The sequence below is a fragment of the Corynebacterium sp. HMSC27B11 genome (genome assembly GCF_001815985.1).
Lineage (GTDB): Bacteria > Actinomycetota > Actinomycetes > Mycobacteriales > Mycobacteriaceae > Corynebacterium.
Genome location: NZ_KV823563.1, coordinates 16,185 through 38,874, shown reverse-complemented (window position 1 = coordinate 38,874; position 22,690 = coordinate 16,185). Strand labels below are relative to the sequence as shown.

Sequence of the window (22,690 nt, the reverse complement as noted above, 5' to 3'; positions counted from 1 at the left end):
CCCTCCGCGCGATTCGTCCTGAGCTGCCACGTCCCAAAACATCAGCTCTCCGACCGGGTAACCGCGGTACATCGAGTCGAACAGGTCGCGCACCTTCGCAGATGGCCAGACGAAAGGCCGCTGCAGGTCTGGCAACTGGATCTTCCCGGAGTGAATGTCAGCAACGAGCTGGGAGACCTGCCACGAGATTGTCTTGAAGATTGAGGCCACGAAGAAACGTCCCTTTCAGGCATTTTGTTTGTTGCTAGGCCAACTAGTGACGCGGGGGAGGATGACCGCCGCACAGGATGGCGCTTCTTCGTTCAGGCTACCCGTAGCCCGGGTGGGTACATGGCGAGTTTTGCCGGCGAGATCAGCGCCGCTTCGGGCAGGGGCGCGCTTTTGGGCTGTGCAGTGCCAGAAAACGCGCGAAAAGTGACACGCCACGGCCCAAAACCGACCCCATCAGCCAGCCCTGGCCAGCCCAGCCAACCCGGCTCGACCAGCCAGCCAGTCCCGGCCCAACCAGTCCAGCCGAAACTCAGCCCCTAGAATGCCCCGTCCAGCTCCTCGTCTCCTTCCGTGCGTCGGCGCTGGATAACAGGCAGGAACCATGTCACCACGGCCGCAACGATGGCCACCGCGGCTGCGCTCCACACCAAGAACTTGTCAGGGGTCAGCCACCACGCCAACAGTGCCACCACCGCGAGCGCGAACCACGCCACCGGCACCAGCGGGCTGGGCTGCTCCACCCACGGTTGCTGGGGGAAGCGGCTGCGCGCCTCAGCGCGAATCCGCCTCGGCGCCTTCCGTGAGAGCGCCCATACGCAGCCCACCACAAACACCAGTCCAGCCCCCGCGATGATCAGATCCCCCCGCACGCCACCGAACATAAAAATGCCCACAGCAAGCGCTAGGGAAGTGCGTTCTCCCAGCGTAGGTGGGAAATTCTGGGCGGGATCCACATCCGGGTAGATGCTTCTGAAGACATCTGTTTGGGGGTAGCTGTGCACGCTTTTTCTCTCTTCCAATGCAGTTATTGACAAATACACAATTTAAGGGAAGGATTCCCTAACTAAGGCAAGCCTAGCCTACAGAATTCACCGGATAAAACAAGGTTTCTGACATGACTCGAAATCTCTGGCGCTCAGCAGTCAGCGTCATGATCGCCACCCCTCTCGCACTCGGCGCAGCACCACTTCTCCACACCGTCCCGGTCGCCCAGGCAGACACGTCCTGCACCTGGAACTGGGGAATTAAGCAATCCTTCCGCAGCTACATCAAGGGAAAAATCGCCCGCGGTGGCTGGGGTGCTAGCGGCATCGGCTTTACCGGAAACGAAACGGGCAACGGCGCGTTCGTCTTCAAGGCCAGCTCGCCACAGGCCTCCGGCGACACCGTCACTGTCCCGTTCCAGGGCACCCTGAACTTCAAGGGGCACGACGGCGTCCTCGACATGACGATGTCCGACTTCAAGGTCACCGCCTCCGGCAACCAGGCGAAGATCTCCGTCGATTACGTGTCCTACGAGCTCAACCGGAGCAACTACAGCCGCGGTCAGCGAATCCAGGGCGACGACGAGGTCATCGCCACCATCCGCCTTCAGGAGCCCGTCAAGTCCGGCGCCAAGAAGGTCAATCTGGCAGGATCCACGTCCCTGACCTCCGGCGGAGTCAAGCTCTTCACCGGCTTCTACAACCAGGGCGAGGCCCTCGACCCATCCTCGGGAACCATCGCGCTGGACGGCTCCTGCGCAGGTGGCGGTTCCGCTGGCGGCGGATCGGGCTCGCAGCGCCAGCTGAACTCCATCTCGGGCAACTTCACCGGCTTCAACAAGGAAGCCATGGACATCCTCTCCGAGACCAACGACACCATGAACGGCATCACCACCTTCATGGGCAACACCCAGGCATTCCTGGATGAGCTGGAATCCTTCCGCAACCGCGGGAACTCCAACTCCGGCACCGGAAACTCGAACTCCGGGGGTTCACCGTCCGGTAACTTCACCTCCGACTCCGGCGCTTCCGACTCTGGCACAGACTTCGGCACCTCGGGAACCGGCGGGACCGGCGCCGGCGCAGGGGCCTCCACCGCCGGGGGCTCGGGCTTCGGGGCTACCAGCGCGGGCGGTACGTCCTCCGGGGGCGCGTCCGGCGGCAGCGACGCATCCTGCCAGGCCACCGGCGTCACCCAAGCCACCGCGCAGTGGGGCGTGAAGAAGTCCTTCCAGTCCTACATCACCGGCTCCATCGCACAGGGCAAGTGGCAGCTCTCGGGCGTTGGCTACAACAACGGCCGCTTCCAGTTCTCCGGTAACTCCGGTGCAGTCAAGGACGGCGCAGGCTCCATCCGCTACGGCGGAAGCATCCAATTCCACGGCCACCACGGCAAGCTCGACCTGAACATCGCCAATCTGGAGATCACCTTCAACGGCAAGACCGGCAAGCTGATCGCCGACGTTCGCTCCTCCAACATGGAGGGCCAGAAGAAGAACTTTGGCCGCACCGTCATCGCCAACCTGAACTTCAGCTCCCTCAACGTCGGCGCCGATTCTGCCTCCGGTGAAGCCTCCGTCTCCCTCTCCGACGTGGGATCCAAGGCCTTCGCCGAGTTCTACGAGCCCGGCACCCAGCTGGACCCACTGAGCTTCCGCGCAACCCTCGGCGGCAACGCTGACTGCGGCGACGTCGCCGGTGGCGGCGCCAGCGGGGGAGCAGGCGGCGGTGACTTCGCTTCCGCGAGCGGCGGTGGCGTCAACGACGCAGCCATCGAAGAAGCGCTCGCCGGCGACTCCGAGCAGGGCTACGAAGACGGCTCGAAGAAGTTCAAGATCAAGTCCGCTAACGGCCCGAACGGCAGCACGGCAGACGACCCAGCCACCTACCTCCTCCTGTTCATCGCCGCGCTGGTCATCGCCGGTGGCTCCACGAGCCGACTCATCATGAACAACTCCTAGAAAGATTGTCGTGAAACTCCTTCTACGTTTACTCGTCCCACTGTTGTGCGTCGTGGGACTCACCGCCTGCGGGGTGCAGGGCAGCTACACCGACCAACTCCCGGACCCCGAAAACCTCTCCGACCCCCGCTCCTTCGAAGGGGTCACCGAGGTCAGCGACTTCGCCGACATCGAGCCGGTGACTGATAACGCACAGCCAGCCCTCCCCGTCGAGCTCACCGACGCCGATGGCTACGACGTCACCGTCGACGACACCTCCCGGATCCTCGCGCTGGACATCTACGGGACGTACACCAAGACACTGACCGGCTTGGGCCTGGCGGACAACATCGTGGGCCGCACCGTCTCTTCCACGGAACCAAACCTGGCCGACCTTCCGGTCGTGACCGAAGGCGGCCACAACATCAACGTCGAGGCAGTCCTGGAGCTCAAGCCGACCCTCGTCATCGTTGACCACTCCATCGGACCTCGCGACGCGATCGACCAGATCCGGGATGCGGGCGTGACCACCGTCGTCATGGAGCCACAGCGCACAATCGACTCGGTGGGGGAGGACATCACCACCCTGGGCGAGACCGTGGGGTTGTCGGATGAGGCACAAACCCTGGCCGAGCGCTCCATCGAGGAAATCGACGAGGCGAAGGAAGCCATCAAAAACATCGTTCCCGAGGACCCGATGCGCATGGCCTTCCTCTACGCCCGCGGCAACGGTGGCGTGTTCTTCATCATGGGTGAAGGCACCGGCGCCGAGGACCTCATCGAAGGCATCGGTGGGGTGGACCTCGCAGCAGAGCACAAACTCTCCTACGCCGAGCCTGCCAACGCCGAAGCACTTGCCCGCATCAACCCGGAGGTCATCATCATGATGACCGATGGCCTGAAGTCCACCGGCGGCATCGACGGCCTGCTGGAACGCCCCGGCGTCAAGCAGACCATCGCTGGTCAGAAGCAAAGAATCGTTACGATCCCCGACGGCCAGTCGCTGGCCTTCGGCCCCATGACCGGCCAGACGCTGGTCAAGCTCGCAAAGGCTGTCTATGACCCAAACAACGCCTAGCGAGATCTTCGCCCGCCGCCGCGCACAGCGCAGATGGGTATTCGTGGGTCTAGGGGTGCTCGCCATCCTGGCCGCACTGGTCTCGATCATCCTCGGGCAGTACTACATCACGATCCGTGACCTGGTACCCATCCTGACCCTTGGCCCCGGCCAGGAGTCCCTCACCGCCAGCGTGGTCTGGAACATTCGCCTGCCACGCCTGGTGCTGGGGCTCCTCGTGGGCGCCGCCCTGGGAGTTGCGGGAACGCTGATGCAGGCGATCTTCGCCAACCCACTAGCGGAACCCTCCATCATCGGAGTGACCTCCGGCGCAGGTGTGGGTGCCGCGGTGGCGATCGTCTTCAACATCTCCTTCCTGGGAACCTTCACCGTTCCAGCACTCGCCTTCGTCAGCGCGCTCGTGGTGACCTTCATCATCTACCAATTCGCTCGTCACAACGGGCGTGTGACGGTGGTCCACCTGATCCTCACCGGCATCGCCATCAACGCGGTGTGCAATGCCGTGATCGCCTTCATGGTGTACCTCGCACCGACCGCGAACCGCGAAGCGATCATCTTCTGGCAGATGGGTTCCTTCAACGGCTCGCAGTGGAAGCACGTCTGGGTGGTTCTACCCGTCGTGATCCTCGGCATCGCCGTGGCCCTGCGCCTGGGTAAACAGCTGGACATTCTCGCGCTCGGCGAACGCGCCGCAGCGCACACCGGTGTGAACGTTCCCGTGCTACGCATCGTGGCGATCATTGCCTCCGCGGTGCTCACCGCCGCGGCGGTGGCCTTCGCCGGCCTCATCGGCTTCGTCGGCCTCATCGTTCCCCACCTACTGCGCAGCATCGTTGGGCCGGAAAACAGCATCCTCATCCCGGCCTCTGCCCTGGGTGGCGCGGTGCTCATCGGATTCGCGGACGTGGCAGCACGAACCCTGATTCCCTTCGCGGACCTGCCGATCGGCATTTTCACCGCCCTGGTTGGCGGACCAACATTCTTCATTCTTTTGCGTCGCATGATGCGGAAAGGGGTGCACTGATGCTCAGCGTTGACAACCTCACCGTCACAGTCGGGGAGCGCACCCTTGTCGACTCCGTATCCTTTACTGCCAAGCCAGGTGAAGTCACTGGGCTGATCGGCCCGAACGGTGCCGGCAAGTCCACGGTGCTCGCCGCGGTGGCGGGGGACATGGACTACACCGGCGAGATCAGCGTCGGCGGACTGTCACCGAAGGCCCCACCCCTGGACCTCGCCCGGACACGTGCGGTGATGCTCCAGGACGTCGCGGTGTCCTTCGAGTTCCTGGTCCGCGACGTCGTCGCCATGGGGCGCCGCCCCTGGCGCGGAACCCCGCATGCGGACCTTGACGAGCAGCTCATCGACGCCGCCCTGGAGGCCGCGGACGTCGCCCACCTCGCGGGACGTGACATCAGCACCTTGTCCGGTGGGGAACGTGCGCGGGTGGCGTTTGCCCGCGTGCTTGCCCAAAACACGCCGATTGTTCTCTTGGATGAGCCGACCGCGGCCCTCGACATCCGTCACCAAGAACAGCTCCTGGGGACCGTGAAATCCCTCGCCCGGGAAGCCGGAGTCGCCGCACTCGTCGTACTCCACGACCTGAACGCGGCAGCCTCATATTGCGATCACATTGTGTGCGTCTCATGTGGGGGGTTAGCAGCTCAAGGGCGTGTGGCGGAGGTTTTCACCGATCACACCTTGTCCGAGGTGTACGGGTGGCCGATCTCCGTCAACGGGCTGCTGGTGCAGCCACAACGTGCCACGTCCACCATCAATTCACTTTTCTCACATCAACTGGAGGAATTCCATGCTTAAAAGAATCCTGGTGACCGCTATCGCAGCTACCGCGATCACCGTGCCGCAGGCGTCCGCGGCAGAAGCAGAAACCTGCACCATTGAATCCGGCTCCTTCGACTGGGGCGTCAAGCAGTCCTGGCGTAAATACATCAAGGGCCGTATCGCCCAGGGGACCTGGGAGACCGCCGGCCCGGTGGCCGAAAACGGGGAACCGAACGCCAAGGACTTCACCTTCGGTTTCGACGTCGACCCGGCAACCTCCACGGTGACGGTAGACGAGAACGGTAACGTCACCGCCTCGAAGATCAGAGCCAAGGATTCCTCAGTCACCTTCACTGGTCACCACGGCGCACTGTACTCGAAGATGATCAACCCATTCGTCCAGACCGACGGGGACAAGGCCCAGCTCGGTTCCGAGTACGAGGCCTACTTCGTCGAAGGTAAGGCCATGCACGAATACACCGCAGACGACCGCACTGAGGAAAACAAGCGCACCGGTGAGGGTGCCTTTGGTCACGGTAAGGCGCAGTGGAAGAAGGAGGGTGACACCCTCACCCTCGATGCGAGCGACGTGACCTATGTGCCCCAGCCGGGCACGGATGAAGCTGGTGCTGTCGAGGGCGTCGACTTCCTGTTCATGGGTATGTATGGCCCCAACTACAACCCAGAGGTGGATGGGGCGAAGGTGACCCTCAAGGTCTCCTGCGAGAAGAAGGAGCCGGAGACCCCGGAGACCACGACCCCGGAGACCACGACCCCGGAGACCACGACCCCGGAGAACCCGAAGGGGCCGGAGACCCCGACCCCGGAGGCCCCGAAGCCGACCGAGCCGGAGAACCCGAAGGGGCCGGAGACCCCGACCCCGCCTGCGCCGGAGAAGCCGAAGAATCCAACCGAGACCGAGACCCCGAAGCCGGATAAGGATAAGGACGGCCAGGGTGACAAGGACACCGGGTCCTCCGCCATCTCGAAGTTCAAGAACTTCTGGAACTACTTCCTCGGAGCTGTAGCCATCGGCGGGATGTTCGGCATCCTGTGGCAGGCAGTCGTGAAGTCTGGTGCTCTCGACAACATTCGTTCTTTCTTCCAGCGCTAATTGCCGAGCCGTTAAATACTCAGGCACAACGCTGAAAGTTTAGAGCCACAACGACGGGCCGCGTGATAGCGGCGGACGGTTGGCACCGCCCCGTCAATAACGAGGGTTGCCACACCTTAGGAATAGGAGGCAGCGGTGTTGAAGATACTTTCTCGCAAATCAGAACACCCGACGCCTGCCAAACTAAGGTGTGGCTACCCTTAATTTTCATTCCAATAATTCCGATTACATCCTGGAGCAGAACCATGACCACCACCATCGATAAACCACTGTCTGCTGCATTGCGTGACGCGACCGCAGAGGTCCACGAGAGAGCGGAAAACTCCTCCTTCATGCAGCGCCTGCTCAGTGGGCAGCTCACCGAAGCCGCTGCGGCCGATCTTGCCGGCCAGCTGTGGTTTGTTTACGACGCCCTCGAAAACGCTGCCCGCAGCGTAGCCAACAGCCCGATCGCCGGTGCGGTAGCGGACCCGCGGCTTGAGCGACGTGGCGCACTGGAGGCAGACCTGAAGCTACTTATTGGCGAGGACTGGCGTGAGAAGATCCAGGCCTTGCCGGCCACCGCCGCTTATGTGGCGCGGTTGGAAGAGATCGCGGGTAAACCTGTGGAAGTGGTGGCGCATCATTATGTCCGCTACCTGGGCGATATTTCCGGCGGGCAGGTGATCGCTGCGATGCTGCGCTCCCACTACGGGATTCCGGCTGGGGCGCTGAACTTCTACGACTTCAGCGCGATCGGAAAGATCCCGCCGTACCGCAACGGATACCGCGAGCGGGTGGATGGTCTGGCGCTGAATAATGATCAGCGCGCGACCCTGCTGATGGAAGCGGAGAAGGCGTTCAACTTCAACACGGCAATCTTCGCGGAGCTGGCGGAACGCCACTAGCCAGAAGCAGAACACCTGCACAGTAGAAAAACTGCACAGCAAAAGGCCCGGAAGCAACTAACAGCTCCCGGGCCCTCACTCGCTAAACAGCAACTAGCAGTCGTAGTACATCTCGAACTCCAGCGGAGTCGGGCGCAGGCGAGACGGCATGATCTCGTTATCCACCTTGTAGCGGATGTAAGTGTCGATCAGGTCGTCGGTGAACACGCCACCCTCGGTGAGGAACTCGTTATCATCCTCCAGGGCCTTCAGCGCGCCCTCCAGGGAGGTCGGCGCCTGCGGGATGCTCTTGGCCTCCTCCGGCGGCAGCTCGTAGAGGTCCTTATCCACCGGTTCGTGCGGCTCGATGCGGTTCTTGATGCCATCCAGGCCAGCCAGCATCATCGCGGCAAAGCCCAGGTACGGGTTACCGCTCGGGTCCGGCGCACGGAACTCAATACGCTTCGCCTTCGGGTTCGAGCCCGTGATCGGGATACGCACCGCCGCGGAACGGTTGCGCTGCGAGTACACCAGGTTGATCGGCGCCTCGAAGCCCGGCACCAGGCGGTGGTAGGAGTTCAGAGTCGGGTTCGTAAAAGCGAGCACCGCGCCAGCGTGCTCCAGGATGCCGCCGATGTAGTAGCGGGCGGTATCCGAAAGCCCTGCGTAACCGTTCTCGTCGTGGAACAGCGGCTCGCCGTCCTTCCACAGGGACTGGTGCGCGTGCATACCCGAACCATTATCGCCGGCCAGCGGCTTCGGCATGAAGGTCGCGGACTTACCGTTGCGCCACGCCACGTTGCGGATGATGTACTTGAAGGTCTGGATATCATCCGCCGCGGCCAGCAGCGTGTCGAACTTGTAGTTGATCTCCTGCTGCCCGCCGGAGCCCACCTCGTGGTGCAGGCGCTCCAGGGTGAAGCCGGCCTTCATGAGCTCCTTGCTCATCTCGTCGCGCAGGTCCTGGTAGCGGTCGTACGGCGCGACCGGGAAGTAGCCACCCTTCGGGCGGGTCTTGTAACCCAGGTTGCGGGAGCCATCCAGGTCGAATTCCTGGTCGCGGTTCCACCAGCCAGAGTCGGAATCCATGCTGTAGAACGCCTCGTGACCCTCCACGCGGTAGCGCACAGAGTCGAAGAGGTAGAACTCCGCCTCCGCGCCGAAGAAGCAGGTATCCGCAATACCGGTGGACGCCAGGTACTGCTCCGCCTTACGCGCCACATTGCGCGGGTCGCGGCTGAACGGCTCGCGGGTGAACGGGTCGTGGACGAAGAACTTGATGTTCAGCGTCTTCGCCTCGCGGAAGGGGTCGATCTTCGCGGTGGACAGGTCCGGCAGGAGGTTCATGTCGGACTCGTCGATGGTGGTGAATCCGCGGATGGAGGAACCGTCGAAGGCCAGGCCTTCCTCGATGGCGTCCTCGTCGAAAGCCTCTGCCGGGATGCTGAAGTGCTGTTCGGTGCCAGGGACGTCCGTGAAGCGGATGTCGACGAACTCCACGTCCTCGTCCTTGATGAACTTCACGACCTCTTCGGGTGTTTCAAATGCCACGCTAAACTCCGCTCTTCGTAGTCGTGTTTGTGGGGGTTGCTGGGGTCACATTTTACCTGCCGTTATCCGGAGTATTGCCCTCGGGGAGGGCGCGGGGGTGAACTTTCCGTTTTTCCCGTCCGCACCGGTGGTCGCTGGGTTACTGTTTCTTTTACCTCGTTTCCGCAGCAGGGGGCACCGGTTGCGGGGTGGGGTGGGAAGTCATTGTTTTCGAGGGGGTACTGTGACCAGCTTTTTTAACGACGTCAACCCCCGCAAATCCACCCGATCCCCAAGTGGGATCATGCGGGCTGTGGTGGTGATCGCCACGGTTCTGGGGTTGGCGGGGGTGATGGGTTTCGCGCCCGGCACGGGTGGCGAGCTGCAGCGGGAGGCTGCGGGGGTGATGCCGATCGTGGACGCCGGGAACTACGTGGGAACCGAACTGGGCGAGCGGTTGTCTAATAACGGTGGGATGGATCTTTCTTGGCCCAGGCCGGAGGGCTTCGACGGCATCTGGTTCGAGAAGGAGCCCTACGGCCGCCGGGAGCATGTGGTGTGGGAATCGCAGCGCTTCGTGGGTGAGCCGGTGGACATCCCAAAGTTGAAGCAGGGGCAGGTGAAGGGGGACTTCGTGGGCTTGCCGGATATTTGCGGCCCGGTGGTGCGCGAGCGCATGGCCGAGCTGGGGTACCTGCCGAGCAAGACGCTCGAGAGTAACTACGAGTTCCGTTACGGCTGCAATTTCGGGAACCGCGACGTCGAAAACCTAGCGAATCTCGATGCCGTCGATGTGTCGTTGGGGACTCCGCCCGGACACCTAGAACGAGTTGAGATCGACACGGAATATGAGCTGCCGTCATCTGCTGAGTACGTCCGGGTGCCTAACGGCTCTCCGACAGTGTCGTGCCTCGCAAGGGGACCAAAGCTCCGCGATGAAAATCGGGTCTATGTGGCGACGGGGGTCGACCATATGGAGTCGCAGTACGCAGACTGCACGGTTAACGCACTTTATTGGCAAGTAGTTCAGAACGTAATGGGGGAACACTAAATGAAGATGGAAGCCGTAATTGCGGACATCGATCAAGCAAGGCGCACTATTGCGTCCGCTGCACAGACAAAAACTGGATTCACAACGGAAGAGGCATGGGGTGGCGGATACACCAAAGTTCCGTCCCTCAGCGGTGCGTTTACGCAGCATGCATCATTTTGGAGCGGCCAACCTGGTGATGCAGTCACCGCGATCACCAAGCTCAACGACGATCTCGACTGGAGCGGAACGATGTTGGGCAGTGTCGCTGATGCACTCCAGCACCAGGAGGAGACAACATCCAAGGCCTTCGACAACTTTGATATGGCTGCCCATGAGCGCGGGGTGGGCTCTTTCTCCTGCTTCCAGCCACGAGATACCGAGCCATTTAAGAATCTCAATTACCTTCATCCGGCCTCTATCGTTGAACCGCTCTACTCGGTGAAGTTGATGATTGCGCTGATCCAGGATTCCGATGCTGCGCCGATCGCCGCTGCGGAGAAATGGCGGGGCACTGCAGCAGAGCTGCAGGCTGTTGCGGAACAACTGATGGCGACCTCATCGGGCCTGGGCGCAAGGAACAAAGGCCGGGCCTTCGATGAAGCGCGCAACGCGCTCGAGGATTTTGCGAAGAGAAGCCGAACCGTGTCGGCAAACGCAGCGTTGATGGCGGAATCGGCAGCTCAGTTTCCTCTCGTTCGTCAGAAGAACCTGGAGGAGCTTTTGGAAATTGCAGCGAAGGTGACCGCAGCCAATGCCGGTGCGCCGGGATCCGGAGAAATTATGGAAGGCGCAGAAATGGCAAGGTTCGTGAGCACGCACCTGCAGCCCTCGCTGGAGCTGCTCAAGCCACCAGTCCATAACTTCGGGGTGCCCGTCGTCGGACACAACGGTGGCGGCGGGGTGAACATCACCAGCTTCAACACCACCGGCCCAGCCGAGGCTTTCCAGGCCATCAACGGCAACGTCGCACCCGCCACCGCGAACAACGTTCAGGAGCTAGGGGCCCAGACCGCCGATGCTGTGACGGATGCAGGTCGCGGCAACGCCGCCGCCAACGCGCCAGCAGCCGGGAACACCAGCCCAGCGGCAGGGGAGCACCTCCCCGCCAGCCAGCAACACGTCGCCCCGGCAGGCGCCAACCCCGCAGCACCCGCGGGTCCGGGCGTGGCCCCGGCAGGCACACAGCTGCCCGCGAACACGCCCGCCCACACAGCAGGCATGCCGGGCGGGGCTCCATCCAACGCAGCCGCGCCGGGCCTCGCACTGCCTGGAACCAACCAACGCGGTGCCAACGGGAGCCCGAACGCGAGGGGAGCAAAGCCCGCCCGCCCCGCGCTGCCGACGACGGGTGCACACCGGCCAAACGCAGGACACGCGCCGGTGCCACGGGCAGGCAGTGCTCCACACGGCACCGGCGCGCACAGTGCCCTCCGCAACGCTCCGGGGCTCGGCGGGGCAGAGGCCACCGGCGAGCGCACCGGCAGCCGCAACCACGGCTACGGAACCCCCGCCACCACCGGGCAGGGCAGGGCGCCACGAACCACCGTCGTCCGCCCCGAGCTACCAGCCGCACACCCGGAGAACCTTCGCAACGGTGTGGCGGGCCGCGGGCTGCACGGCGTTGGCGCGCCGGGCACACCCAACGGGGCTCCGCACATGGGCATGCACGGCACCGGCCACGGCTCTCCGACCACGGGCACACCGCACGCCGAGCAGGGTGCCGTTGCGCAGAACAACCAACGCGGTCGCGGCTTCTACGGCGGCATGGCGCCTGGCGCACGGGGAGGGGCGGCCAACACCGGGCGACAAGTAAAGCCAGGCGCCGGCCAGTGGACCAGCTCCGTCTCGGAGTACTTCAAGCGCCAATTCTTGGGTACTAAGCCGCGCACCACGAAGAAGGTGATCAGCCGCTAACCCCGGTCCCGGGTTGAGGCTCACCCCCGCCGGGTCAGGGCAGCCTAATAATCCCAGCAGGGGCGCGGGAAATTGTTCCCGCTCCCGCGCTTGGATAGGCTCAAAACCATCATGACTCAGAAGCGCTCCTGGCTCGAAGGCCCCCAGCTGCCCGGCCAAAACGAAGACCCGAATAAACTCAGCTCTTACCCCGGCGAGGCCATCGGCCTGCCCGAGAAGGGGCCCGGCTCGCTCTCGACGCTGATGCCCCGCATGCTCGCGCTGCTCATCGATTGGTTGATCTGCAGGGGTATCGCGTGGTTCATCACGACGATCACGGACCAACTCGGTGACGTGTTCACGCTGAACATGATGGTCTTCTTCGTCTGGCGCCTAGTCACCGTCTGGCTCTTCGCCCAGAGCCCGGGCCACGCGATCATGGGCATCGGTGTCGCCCGCCTGGACGACGCCACCCAGCGCGTCGGCTTCTGGCGCTCGCTGGTGCGCATCCTGCTGACCATATTCTTGTTCCCGCCGGTTGTCCAGGACACCGACGGCCGCGGGCTGCACGACCGCGTGACCCAAACCGGCGTCATTAAGACCCGATAGCCTGCCCGAGAAGCGGGGAAACGGCAGCGCCGGGCGCTGCCGCAGAACGGAGAGCGGCGGGCAGCTGCGGCCGAATGGGGAAGCGGCGGAGTGCTGCCGCAGCAGGGGGATGCCGGCGACGTCGAACCGAGATCGCCGGCGCCGAAGCGCTAGCCCAGCAGGCCGGTCAGGCCGTTGTACAGCAAGGTCACCGAGAACACAGCGAAGAACAGCCCGGCACCCAGGTCGATCAGGTGGGAGACGGAGAGCAGCCGGGACTGCACCCGCTGCGTCGAGACGAACAGCGCGATCAGGCTGAACACAATCGCCGCCGAGGCCATGATGGTGACCACATACACCACAGACACCCACCACGGCGCGCCCACCGGCAAAAACGGTGCCAGAATCGCCGTAAAGTACAGCACCGCCTTCGGATTGGAGAGGTTCGTCGCCATACCCGTGCGATAAGCGGCACTCGGCGAACCCAGCCCCGGGCCCATCACCAGATCCGTGTTCGCCCCCGCCCGCGTCCGGTAGTACTCCCGCACCTGCCGCAGCAGGCTAAACGCCATATAGCCCAACCACAGGCCACCGAAGATCTGCAGGTAATCCAGGATCCACGGCTTCTTATTCAGCAGCGTGCTCGCGCCCATCACGGTCAGTGTCGACCAGAACACCAGGGCGGTGATGATCCCGCCAATCGCCGCGAAGGCATGCTTCCGCGAGCGGGTGGCCATCCGCAGCACCAAAAACAGGTCCGGGCCAGGGGTCAGCACGCCGAGCATGTTCAACAACATGATGATCCCGATGTTGGCTACGTCCACAAACTAATCCCAAATCTCCAAACAAAAACCGGCCACAGAGTGCGGCCGGTTGAGCGCAAAATATCTTAAGTTTTACTTCTTGCCACGCTGTGCAGCACGGCGGGCGCGGCGGTTCATGCCGGCCATCTGGCCACCCTTCGGCAGCGGGCCCTTCGGCATATTCGCCATGGGGGACTGCAAGCGGGAAATCGAATCGATGCGGGAGTTCAGCGCATCGACCTCGTTCTTCTTAATGTTCCGCGGCAGGCGCATCAGGTGGTTCTGCAGCTTACGGACCGGGACCTCGCCCTCACCGTCGCCGACGATGACGTCGTAGATCGGGGCACTGCCAGCGATCCGGGCGATCTTCTTCCGCTCGCTGGCGAGCATCTGCTTCACGCGCTTCGAATCACCCTCACCGACCAGGACGATGCCCGGGGTGCCGACGACGCGGTGGACGGCGTCCAGGTTCGTGTTCTGCGCGATGCCTGGCTCGACGATCCACTTCATACCGACGCCGTCGCGCAGGTTGCTCAAAGTCCAGGCGGCAGCGCCGGCCTCGCCCTCGATCTGCTCGTAGACGCCCTTCTGCAGGCGGCGGGTGAACACCCACACCGCCACGGCGATGCCCAGCAGGATACCCACGATGAGGTTCAGCCACCACCAGCCGAACACCGTGGAAAGCAGAAGCAGAAGCACGACGGGCACCAAAAAGCCCACCAGCATCAGCGGGATCAGCTTCTTATCGCGCTGCCGCTGCAGCTTAAAGGCCTGCCACAACTGGCCGCGCTGCTCCTTGCGGGCGGCGCGCTTGGCGGCCTTTTCTGCCTTCTTGTTTTCCTTCTCGCGGATGTCCTTAGCCATGTGCTCCAGGATAGAACATGCAGCGAAAAAGAAAGAAACGCGCGCAAGGTGCGATGCCTTACGCGCGTCTCAACGCTTCTTGCGCTAGCGGTAAGCGACCGGGGTCTCCTCGGAAGCGCCGTACTTGTCCAGCAGGTTGGTGGCCTCCTGCTGGGTGGAGCCGTCCAGCTTCTCGTTGAGGTGGGAGAGGTTCTCCGGGATCTCGCGGCCACGGGCGCGCATCGCCTGAGCGTACAGGCGACCGGAGCGGTAGCTGGAACGAACCAGCGGGCCGGACATAACAGCCGGGAAGCCCATGTCATAAGCAGCCTCGGAGTGGGCCACGAACTCCTCCGGGCGCACCCAACGCTCGATCGGGTGGTGCATGGAGGTCGGGCGCAGGTACTGGGTAATCGTGAGGATATCGGTGCCGGCCTCGCGCAGGTCACGCATGGCCTCCACGACCTCCTCCTCGGTCTCGCCCATGCCCAGGATCAGGTTGGACTTCGTGATCAGCCCGTAATCGTGGGCCGCACGGATGACCTCCAGGGAGCGCTCGTACTTGAAGGCCGGGCGGATGCGCTTGAAGATGCGCGGCACGGTCTCCAGGTTGTGGGCGAAGACCTCCGGCTGAGACTCGAACACGATCTGCAGCAGCTCCGGCTTATTGGAGAAGTCCGGGGTGAGGTTTTCCACGCCCGTGTTCGGGTTCAGCTCGTGGATCTTGCGGACGACCTCGGCGTACAGCCAGGCGCCCTCGTCGTCCAGGTCGTCGCGGGTCACGCCCGTGACGGTTGCGTACTTCAGGCCCATCTCGCGGACGGACTCCGCCACGCGGCGTGGCTCATCGCGGTCCAGGGGAGTGGGCTTACCGGACTTAATCTGGCAGAAGTCGCAACGGCGAGAGCAAGTATCGCCGCCGATAAGGAAGGAGGCCTCGCGGTCCTCCCAGCACTCGTGGATATTCGGGCAGCCAGCCTCCTGGCACACCGTGTGCAGGCTCATGCCCGTCACGCGGTTCTTCATGTCCCGATACTCGGGGCCCATCTTCGCGGTGGTGCGGATCCAGCGGGGCTTAGCCTCGATGGGGGTCTGCGAGTTCTTAGCTTCAATGCGAAGCATCCGGCGTCCGTTAGCGCTGACAGTCATGCAGACCACCCTACGCTGGTCACCCGATGATTGCTAACAATCTCGGCGTGCGGGCTGACCTGCCCAAACATCACCGGCATGGCGAGCGCTGCGGCTAGTCCTTGTGCACCGCCAGCTCGCCGTTGAGGGCAGCCACGATGTTCTTCTCCAGCGCTTCGCGGCACTCCTCGACGGTGACGTCCCTGCCGAGTTCCGCGGACAGCGTGGTCACCCCGGCATCGGCGATGCCGCAGGGCACGATGTGCCCGTAGTATTCCATGGTGTTGTCGCAATTCAGGGACACCCCGTGCATCGTCACCCCGCGGGTGACGCGAATACCGATCGCCGCGATCTTTCTGGCGGGCTTGAGCTCACCGCCGACCACGCCAGCGGGCAGCCACACACCGGAGCGCCCCTCGACGCGTCCGGTGCCCTCCAGGCCGACATCCTTACAGGTCTGGATCAATGCTTCCTCGAGGCGGCGGACATAGTCCACCACGTCCACCGGGTCGGCCAGTTTGATGATGGGGTAGGCGACCAGCTGGCCCGGCCCGTGCCAGGTGATGCGGCCGCCACGGTCGACGTCCACCACCGGCAGCCCGTTATCCGGCCGGTCACTGTCCTCCGTGCGCTTACCCGCCGTGTACGTCGACGGGTGCTCCAGGATCAGCAACTGGTCGTTGATTTTCCCCTCGGCGCGCTCGGCGGCGAGTTCGGCCTGGCGGTGCCAGGTCTCCTGATAATCCACCGTGCCGAGCTCCTTGACCTCGATCGGGGTGGAGTCCATGCGGATACTGCCGGTTTGAAAGCCCATGTTTGCCAAGTGTAGCGCGCAGCAAAAGACCCCCAAGCGTTGAGGCTCGGGGGTCTGAGTACTGCGGGTCCCGTTAGTGGCTGGGAACTACCCGCGGGCGCTATCTTCCGCGCGCGGCGCTGCCTTTAGCCAGCGCCACCGTGAGGGGCGCGGGAGCTTTAGAGCTCCAGGTCATCCTCGAAGTCGCCCTTCTCCAGGCGGTCACGCAGGGTGGACATGAAGCGGCCTGCGTCGGCGCCGTCGATGACCTGGTGGTCGTAGGTCATCGGCAGGAAGACCATGTCGCGGATAGCGATGGCCTCGTTCTCGTCCTCGGTGAGGACGACCGGGCGCTTCACGATCGCACCGGTGCCGACCATGGCTGCCTGCGGCGGAACCAGGATCGGGGTGTCGGTCAGGGCGCCCTCGGAACCGATGTTGGTGATGGTGAAGGTGCCACCTGCCAGATCGTTCGGCTTCAGCTTCTTGTTGCGTGCGCGGTCAGCGATGTCTGCGATGGCCTTCGCCAGCTCCGGCAGGCTCAGGTCCTGCGCGTCGTGGATGACCGGGGAGAGCAGGCCGTCCTCGGTGTCCACCGCGATGCTCAGGTTCACGCGGTCGTGGTAGGTCATCTCCTTGGTCTCAGCGTTGTAGGACGCGTTGACGTTCGGGTGGGAGATGAGCGCCTCGACGGCAGCCTTCGCGAAGAACGGCAGGAAGGTCAGGTTCACGCCGTGGGCGTCCTGGAAAGCCTTCTTGGACTTCGCGCGCAGGTCGGCGACGAGGGTCATGTCGACCTCGTGGACCTGGGTCAGCTGCGCGGAGTTGCGCAGGGACTCCAGGGTGGTGCGTGCCGTGATCTCGCGGATGCGGTTGACCTTCTGGGTCGTGCCGATCAGCTCCTGCTTATTCGGGTCGACCTTGTGCGCGGATGCACGCGGGCCGGCCGGCAGGTTGGTCTTCGCGCCGGTGGTGATGTTCTCGCCCTCGGCGGCGGCCAGGACGTCCTGCTTGCGGATGCGGCCGCCAACGCCGGTGCCGGTGACCTTGGAGAGGTCCACGTTGTTCTTCTCGGCCAGCTTGCGGACCAGCGGGGTCACGTACGGCAGGTTATCGCCGGACGGCTCGCCAGCGGAGCCGGACTTCTCGCCGCGGTCGGCGACGTTCGGGCGTGCGGTGGTCTCCGCAGCCTTCTCGCGTGCAGCCTCGCGGGCGGCCGCGGCCTTGTCCTTGCCGGAGTCCTTCTTCTCGGACTTCTGCTCGTCCTTGGAGTCGTCCTTCTTCTCAGACTTCTGCTCGTCCTTCGCCTCAGCCTTCTCGGAAGACTTGTCCTCGGACTTCTCCTTCTTCGGCTCTTCCTTCTTGGCCGGCTTAGCCTCGCCGTCGCCGATGCGGGCGATGACGTCGCCGACCTCGACGGTGTCGTCCTCCTCAGCGAGGATCTCGACCAGGGTGCCTGCGACCGGGGATGGGATCTCGGTGTCGACCTTGTCGGTGGAGACCTCGAGCAGTGGCTCGTCGACCTCGACCTTGTCGCCGACGGACTTCAGCCACTGGGTGATGGTGCCCTCGGTGACGGACTCGCCGAGCTCCGGCATGGTGACGTCCTCGCCCTCACCGGAACCCTCGGAAGCGGAATCGTCGGAAGATTCATCGGAGGAGGTGTCCTCGGAGGAATCCTCAACGTCCTCGTCCTCGGTCTCCTCCGGCTCCTCAGCCTTCGGCTCTTCCTTCTTGGCCGGCTTAGCCTCGCCGTCGCCGATGCGGGCGATGACGTCGCCGACCTCGACGGTGTCGTCCTCCTCAGCGAGGATCTCGACCAGGGTGCCTGCGACCGGGGATGGGATCTCGGTGTCGACCTTGTCGGTGGAGACCTCGAGCAGTGGCTCGTCGACCTCGACCTTGTCGCCGACGGACTTCAGCCACTGGGTGATGGTGCCCTCGGTGACGGACTCGCCGAGCTCCGGCATGGTGACGTCCTCGCCCTCACCGGAACCCTCGGAAGCGGAATCGTCGGAGGACTCATCCTCGGACTCCTCAGCAGCCTCCTCATCGGAGCTGTCCGCAGCCTCGTCCTCGTTGGAGGAGTCGTCGCCCTCGTCATCGGAGGAAGGAGCTTCATCCTCCTCGCCGATCTCAGCGATGACGGAACCGACCTCGATCGTGTCGTCCTCTTCGGCCATTACCTTCAGCAGAACGCCGGCAACAGGGGAGGGGATCTCGGTATCAACCTTGTCGGTGGACACCTCGAGCAAAGGCTCATCCACCTCTACCTTGTCGCCAACCTTCTTCAGCCACTGGGTGATGGTGCCCTCAGTGACCGATTCGCCCAACTCGGGCATTTCGACGGACTGCGCCATGGTGTTGAAGCTCCTCTTGAAACGCGAAAACTAGCTGTGGTCGAGTTTTAAAGACCAGTTACTCAACAATTGTACGCTCTCAAGCAAGTTTCGACGCACCCAACCCCGACCGAGAACCGGACTGCCTAGAATGGTGAGTTGTGTTCAATCTTTTTGGCCGATCCAGCAAGAATCAGACCAAGCCGCCGCATGCGCCCGGAGACACCATCCGCGCCCGTGATTTGGAGTACCTGAGCACCTGGTCCGCGCAACACGGCGGGCAGGCAGGTGGGGTGGAAGGGTTCGTGGAACCCGAGACCCTCATCAACGAGATGTCGGTCGTTCTCGTTGATGGCTCCGGCGACTGGACGCGCCGCAAGATCGGCGGGCCGAAGGGCATCGACGTGGTCGCCAAGAAGCTCGGCATCCCCCTCTACTTCGCCGAAGAGACCGGCTACCCGCAGCGCATGCGCGACCGCATCGAGCGCGACCGGCTGATCAAAAAGCGCCTCGAACAGCGCGAACGGCGCGCCCGCATGGAACAGGCGCGCCGCTCGGAAGAGGACTCCTAGCCCTCCGGGGGGGAGAAACCCTAGCCCCGGGCAGTTCTAGCCGAGGGGGAGGGCCAGGGCTTGGGCTTAGCCCTCCTTGGTGGTCCCTGCCAGGTGGCGCAGGGTCGCCAGGATCGTGCGCACCGGCACGCCCGTGCCGCGCTTCGGGGTGTAGCCGAACGCGCCCTCGGTGTTATACGCCGGGCCAGCGATATCGATGTGCACCCACTCCACGCCCTCGGTCACGAAGTTAGCCAGGTAGTGGCCGGCCACCGACATGCCACCCCAGCGGCTGGCGGAGATATTGCGCAGGTCAGCCACATCGGACTTCAGCGCCTCGCCCAGCTCAGGCGGCAGCGGCATAGCCCAACCGTTCTCGCCGATCTCCTGGGACAGTTCCGCCACCTTGTCGCGGAAGGCGATGGAACCCATGACACCCGGGGTGCGGTTGCCCAGCGCCACCATCTGCGCGCCGGTCAGGGTCGCGGTCTCGATGAGGTAATCCGGCTCATCCTCGCAGGCGCGCGCCATCGCATCCGCCAGGATCAAGCGGCCCTCGGCGTCCGTGTTCAGCACCTCGGTGGTCAGACCGTTGTAGTGGCGCAGCACATCACCTGGGCGGGTCGCGGTGGAGCTCGGGGTGTTCTCCGCCAGCGGGATCGTGGCGATAACCTTCATCGGCAGGTCCAGGCGGGCGGCAGCCACCATCGTGGCGACGACAGCCGCGGAACCACCCATGTCCGAAATCATGTCCCACATATTCGCACCCGGCTTCAGGGAGATACCGCCGGTATCGAAGGTCACGCCCTTACCGACGAGGGCGACCTGCGGTGCCTCGTTATCCGCAGACGGCTCGTGGGTCAGACGCACCAGGCGTGGGGCGTGCTCACTGCCCTTACCGACGCCGACGATGCCGCCGTAGCCCTTCTCCTCCAGCTCCTTTTCATCCAGGATTTCGACGCCCAGCCCCACGGCCTCAGCGATCTCGCGGATCGTGTTGGCATAGGTCTCCGGGTACAGGAAGTTCGCCGGGGTGTTCACGAAGTCACGGGCCAGCGCCACCGCGGCGGCGTCAACCTGCGCCTGGGCCAGCAGGGCGGCGTCGGCCTCGCGGGCGAGCACCGTGATGGTGGCAGGGGAGTCGGACGCGTCGGCGTCGTCGTCCTTAGCGGAAACATCCTGGCCAGCGGTGTCCTTGGTGGAAGCGCCCTTGAAGCCAGCGAAACGGTAACCACCCAGGGCATGACCGACGAGCGCGGCCTCCGGGGAAATCAGGCCGAGGCTGGAAACGACCTTCGAGCCCAGGCCCGCGGCGCGGGAAGCCACACCCGCGAGCTCGCGGATGTCCTCGTCCGTGGATTCGTCGATATCGCCCAGGCCCAGCGCCAGGATCTTGGTCGCCGGGGCCGTTCCCTCGGTCGCCAGCAGCTCGCCCGGAACCGGGGTGAGCTCCTCGCGCTTGCCGGTCGCACCCACGCTGGTGAGCACGCGCCACAGGGTGATCTCCTGCTCCTTGCTCAACAGGCCAGAACCCGTGGCGGCCAACTCCAGGCCGTTGGCACCCTGGAACACCGGAACGATGAGCGTGTCCACATCCGCGTTCGCCGGAACCTCCGCGACGAGGTCAATCGCCGGCATCGTGCCACGGTTCGGCAGGGCGGAATAAGTCTGGGCGGGATCCAGCGCGATCGGCTGGCCTGGCTGGGTGGTCATGATCGAAAATCAATCCTTTCGCAATGCGAAAACTCACTAATGCGCCATCAACTGTACTCACAATTTTTCGAGGAACTATGGTTGTAGCCATGAGCGAAAGCACACCGAACACCACCGCACCAAACACCAATCTGAGCTTCACCGTCACGCCGAACGAGAACCGCACTTCCTCGGCGGATATCGCCAAGGTCCTCGAGAGCCCGGGCTTCGGCGTCCACTTCACCGACCACATGGTCCTCATCGACTACGACGAGGAGATCGGCTGGCACAACGCCCGCGTCGAGCCCTACGGTCCGCTGAGCATGGACCCGGCCAGCATGGTCTTCCACTACGGCCAGGCCATCTTCGAGGGCATCAAGGCTTACCGCCAGCCGGACGGCAGCATCGCCACCTTCCGCCCGGAGCAGAACGCCCAGCGTATGGCGCGTTCCGCCGAGCGCCTGGGTATGGCCCCGCTGCCGGAGGAGCTGTTCCTCGAGTCCCTGAAGCAGCTGGTCGCCATCGACCACGAGTGGGTGCCAGCAGCAGGCGGCGAGGCCGCGCTGTACCTGCGCCCGCTGATGATCGCCCGGGACGTCCACCTGGGTGTGCAGCCATCCAAGACCTACACCTACATGGTCATCGCCTCCCCGGCGGGCGCCTACTTCACCGGCGGCATCAAGCCGGTCAGCGTGTGGCTGTCCACCGAGTACGTGCGCGCCGCACCCGGCGGCACCGGTGCCGCGAAGTGCGCTGGTAACTACGCCGGTTCCCTCATGGCCCAGGCCCAGGCCGCCGAGCAGGGCTGCGACCAGGTCGTGTGGCTGGACGCCGTCGAGCGCAAGTGGGTCGAGGAGATGGGCGGCATGAACCTCATGTTCGTCTTCGGCGAGGGGGAGAACGCCGAGGTCATCACCCCGGAGCTCTCCGGCTCCCTGCTGCCGGGTGTCACCCGCGACTCCCTGATCCAGGTCGCTCGGGACCTGGGCTACACCGTCAATGAGCGCCGCATCTCCATCGAGGAGTGGGAGCAGGCCGCGAACTCCGGCATGCTCTCCGAGGTGCTGGCCTGCGGCACCGCCGCCGTGGTCACCCCGGTGGGCTCCGTCAAGTACGCCGGTGGTGAGTACGACATCAACGGTGCCCAGACCGGCGAGGTCACCATGCGGTTGCGCGACCACCTCACGGGCATCCAGCGCGGTGCCGTGGAGGATAAGCACGGTTGGCTGCATACCCTGGTTCCGGCTGAGGATCTGCAGTAGAGCGCCTGCAATAACGCACTAGCTGCGTAACGCGCCTCGCGCGGTGGTGTGGAGCGATACTTCACGGCCCCGGGCTACCATCGTTGAACTGCTCCCCATTAGTTGGCCTGATTTATCAGCTACCGATTAGTGAGGAGCAGTTTTTCGTTGAGAGCACGAAGTTCGCTGAGCGAAGATCAGCGCGAGCAGTTAGTGGGCTCAGCTACACGCTCCCAAACGCGAAGAGCCAGATTGATGTCCAGCGCGCGGTGCCACGTGTTCATGGTGACGTTCTCGATCGCCCCGCCGACCGCGATGCCCGCGTTGAGCACGAGCACATCCACCGCGCCGATGGCCTCGGCCGCGGCTTCCCGGTCGGCGTCGGAGGTCACGTCCAGCTTGCGGTAGGTGCACGTTTCGCCGAGCTTGATGACGTCCTCGTTCGCCGTGTCATGCAGGTCCGTCGCGATGACGGAATCGCCGCGGGCGATCACCTCCGGTG

The 22,690-nt window shown here is 63.9% G+C and carries 21 protein-coding genes; 11 read left to right on the top strand and 10 right to left on the bottom strand.

The genetic code is table 11. The annotated features are described in order from the left end of the window. Positions 1-210 (bottom strand): GmrSD restriction endonuclease domain-containing protein (locus tag HMPREF3097_RS06330; protein ID WP_141759493.1); only part of this gene is annotated, 210 nt, incomplete at its 3' end. A 317-nt stretch (positions 211-527) separates the two neighbouring features. Continuing rightward, a complete protein-coding gene (locus HMPREF3097_RS06325) occupies positions 528-884 on the bottom strand; it encodes a hypothetical protein (protein WP_246821308.1) in 357 nt (118 codons plus the stop codon). 221 nt (positions 885-1,105) lie between these two features. On the opposite strand from HMPREF3097_RS06325, the gene HMPREF3097_RS06320 reads away from it, so the two are divergent. The 6 genes from HMPREF3097_RS06320 to HMPREF3097_RS06295 all read left to right on the top strand — a co-directional run bounded on the left by HMPREF3097_RS06320 (position 1,106) and on the right by HMPREF3097_RS06295 (position 7,775). Next, positions 1,106-2,935, top strand: coding sequence for an HtaA domain-containing protein (locus HMPREF3097_RS06320; RefSeq protein ID WP_070761575.1), 1,830 nt, complete (start codon positions 1,106-1,108; stop codon positions 2,933-2,935). Between the two features lie 10 nt (positions 2,936-2,945). After that, on the top strand, positions 2,946-3,992 hold the full coding sequence (locus HMPREF3097_RS06315) for a heme/hemin ABC transporter substrate-binding protein (RefSeq protein ID WP_070761574.1): 1,047 nt from the start codon (positions 2,946-2,948) through the stop codon (positions 3,990-3,992). Further along, entirely contained in the window at positions 3,973-5,016 is a 1,044-nt protein-coding gene (locus tag HMPREF3097_RS06310; protein ID WP_070761573.1) for a FecCD family ABC transporter permease, read from the top strand. The genes HMPREF3097_RS06315 and HMPREF3097_RS06310 overlap by 20 nt, the downstream gene beginning before the upstream one ends. Beyond that, a complete protein-coding gene (locus HMPREF3097_RS06305; RefSeq protein WP_070761572.1) occupies positions 5,016-5,810 on the top strand; it encodes a heme ABC transporter ATP-binding protein in 795 nt (264 codons plus the stop codon). Before HMPREF3097_RS06310 ends, HMPREF3097_RS06305 begins: the two co-directional genes overlap by 1 nt. After that, on the top strand, positions 5,803-6,888 hold the full coding sequence (locus tag HMPREF3097_RS06300) for an HtaA domain-containing protein (RefSeq protein WP_070761571.1): 1,086 nt from the start codon (positions 5,803-5,805) through the stop codon (positions 6,886-6,888). The genes HMPREF3097_RS06305 and HMPREF3097_RS06300 overlap by 8 nt, the downstream gene beginning before the upstream one ends. 245 nt (positions 6,889-7,133) lie before the next feature. Further along, the gene (locus HMPREF3097_RS06295) at positions 7,134-7,775 is read left to right on the top strand and encodes a biliverdin-producing heme oxygenase (RefSeq protein WP_070761570.1); all 642 of its coding nucleotides are present in this window, start codon (positions 7,134-7,136) and stop codon (positions 7,773-7,775) included. Between the two features lie 93 nt (positions 7,776-7,868). Here HMPREF3097_RS06295 and glnA read toward each other — a convergent pair whose 3' ends face one another. Then, a complete protein-coding gene (gene glnA, locus HMPREF3097_RS06290; RefSeq protein WP_015381717.1) occupies positions 7,869-9,305 on the bottom strand; it encodes a type I glutamate--ammonia ligase in 1,437 nt (478 codons plus the stop codon). Positions 9,306-9,528: 223 nt separating this feature from the next. Between glnA and HMPREF3097_RS06285 the strand changes: the two genes are divergently transcribed. From HMPREF3097_RS06285 to HMPREF3097_RS06275, 3 genes are all read left to right on the top strand, one after another. Then, positions 9,529-10,335, top strand: a complete 807-nt coding sequence (locus tag HMPREF3097_RS06285) for a hypothetical protein (protein WP_246821307.1) — start codon at positions 9,529-9,531, stop codon at positions 10,333-10,335. Further along, positions 10,336-12,231: a hypothetical protein gene (locus tag HMPREF3097_RS06280; RefSeq protein WP_070761568.1), complete on the top strand. Its 1,896-nt coding sequence runs from the start codon at positions 10,336-10,338 to the stop codon at positions 12,229-12,231. A gap of 111 nt (positions 12,232-12,342) precedes the next feature. Next, positions 12,343-12,819: an RDD family protein gene (locus HMPREF3097_RS06275; RefSeq protein WP_070757762.1), complete on the top strand. Its 477-nt coding sequence runs from the start codon at positions 12,343-12,345 to the stop codon at positions 12,817-12,819. A gap of 149 nt (positions 12,820-12,968) precedes the next feature. On the opposite strand, the gene HMPREF3097_RS06270 is transcribed toward HMPREF3097_RS06275, so the two are convergent. From HMPREF3097_RS06270 to sucB, 5 genes are all read right to left on the bottom strand, one after another. Next, on the bottom strand, positions 12,969-13,622 hold the full coding sequence (locus tag HMPREF3097_RS06270) for a LysE family translocator (protein ID WP_070761567.1): 654 nt from the start codon (positions 13,620-13,622) through the stop codon (positions 12,969-12,971). Between the two features lie 72 nt (positions 13,623-13,694). Next, positions 13,695-14,465, bottom strand: coding sequence for a DUF4191 domain-containing protein (locus HMPREF3097_RS06265; protein WP_070761566.1), 771 nt, complete (start codon positions 14,463-14,465; stop codon positions 13,695-13,697). A gap of 84 nt (positions 14,466-14,549) precedes the next feature. Further along, positions 14,550-15,593 (bottom strand): lipoyl synthase, encoded by a 1,044-nt coding sequence (gene lipA / locus HMPREF3097_RS06260; protein ID WP_012360497.1) that lies wholly within the window; start codon positions 15,591-15,593, stop codon positions 14,550-14,552. 94 nt (positions 15,594-15,687) lie between these two features. Next, positions 15,688-16,386 carry a lipoyl(octanoyl) transferase LipB gene (gene lipB / locus HMPREF3097_RS06255; protein WP_070761565.1) on the bottom strand — a complete coding sequence of 233 codons (699 nt, stop codon included), beginning with the start codon at positions 16,384-16,386 and terminating at the stop codon, positions 15,688-15,690. Positions 16,387-16,544: 158 nt separating this feature from the next. Next, the gene (gene sucB / locus HMPREF3097_RS06250) at positions 16,545-18,725 is read right to left on the bottom strand and encodes a 2-oxoglutarate dehydrogenase, E2 component, dihydrolipoamide succinyltransferase (protein WP_070761564.1); all 2,181 of its coding nucleotides are present in this window, start codon (positions 18,723-18,725) and stop codon (positions 16,545-16,547) included. 140 nt (positions 18,726-18,865) lie between these two features. On the opposite strand from sucB, the gene HMPREF3097_RS06245 reads away from it, so the two are divergent. After that, entirely contained in the window at positions 18,866-19,276 is a 411-nt protein-coding gene (locus tag HMPREF3097_RS06245; RefSeq protein ID WP_070761563.1) for a hypothetical protein, read from the top strand. Between the two features lie 66 nt (positions 19,277-19,342). On the opposite strand, the gene HMPREF3097_RS06240 is transcribed toward HMPREF3097_RS06245, so the two are convergent. Continuing rightward, positions 19,343-20,968: a leucyl aminopeptidase gene (locus HMPREF3097_RS06240; protein ID WP_070761562.1), complete on the bottom strand. Its 1,626-nt coding sequence runs from the start codon at positions 20,966-20,968 to the stop codon at positions 19,343-19,345. 77 nt (positions 20,969-21,045) lie between these two features. On the opposite strand from HMPREF3097_RS06240, the gene HMPREF3097_RS06235 reads away from it, so the two are divergent. Beyond that, a complete protein-coding gene (locus tag HMPREF3097_RS06235; RefSeq protein ID WP_070761561.1) occupies positions 21,046-22,209 on the top strand; it encodes a branched-chain amino acid aminotransferase in 1,164 nt (387 codons plus the stop codon). 176 nt (positions 22,210-22,385) lie between these two features. Here HMPREF3097_RS06235 and HMPREF3097_RS06230 read toward each other — a convergent pair whose 3' ends face one another. After that, positions 22,386-22,682: an SDR family oxidoreductase gene (locus tag HMPREF3097_RS06230; RefSeq protein ID WP_070761560.1), complete on the bottom strand. Its 297-nt coding sequence runs from the start codon at positions 22,680-22,682 to the stop codon at positions 22,386-22,388. Between the last annotated feature and the right edge of the window lie 8 nt (positions 22,683-22,690).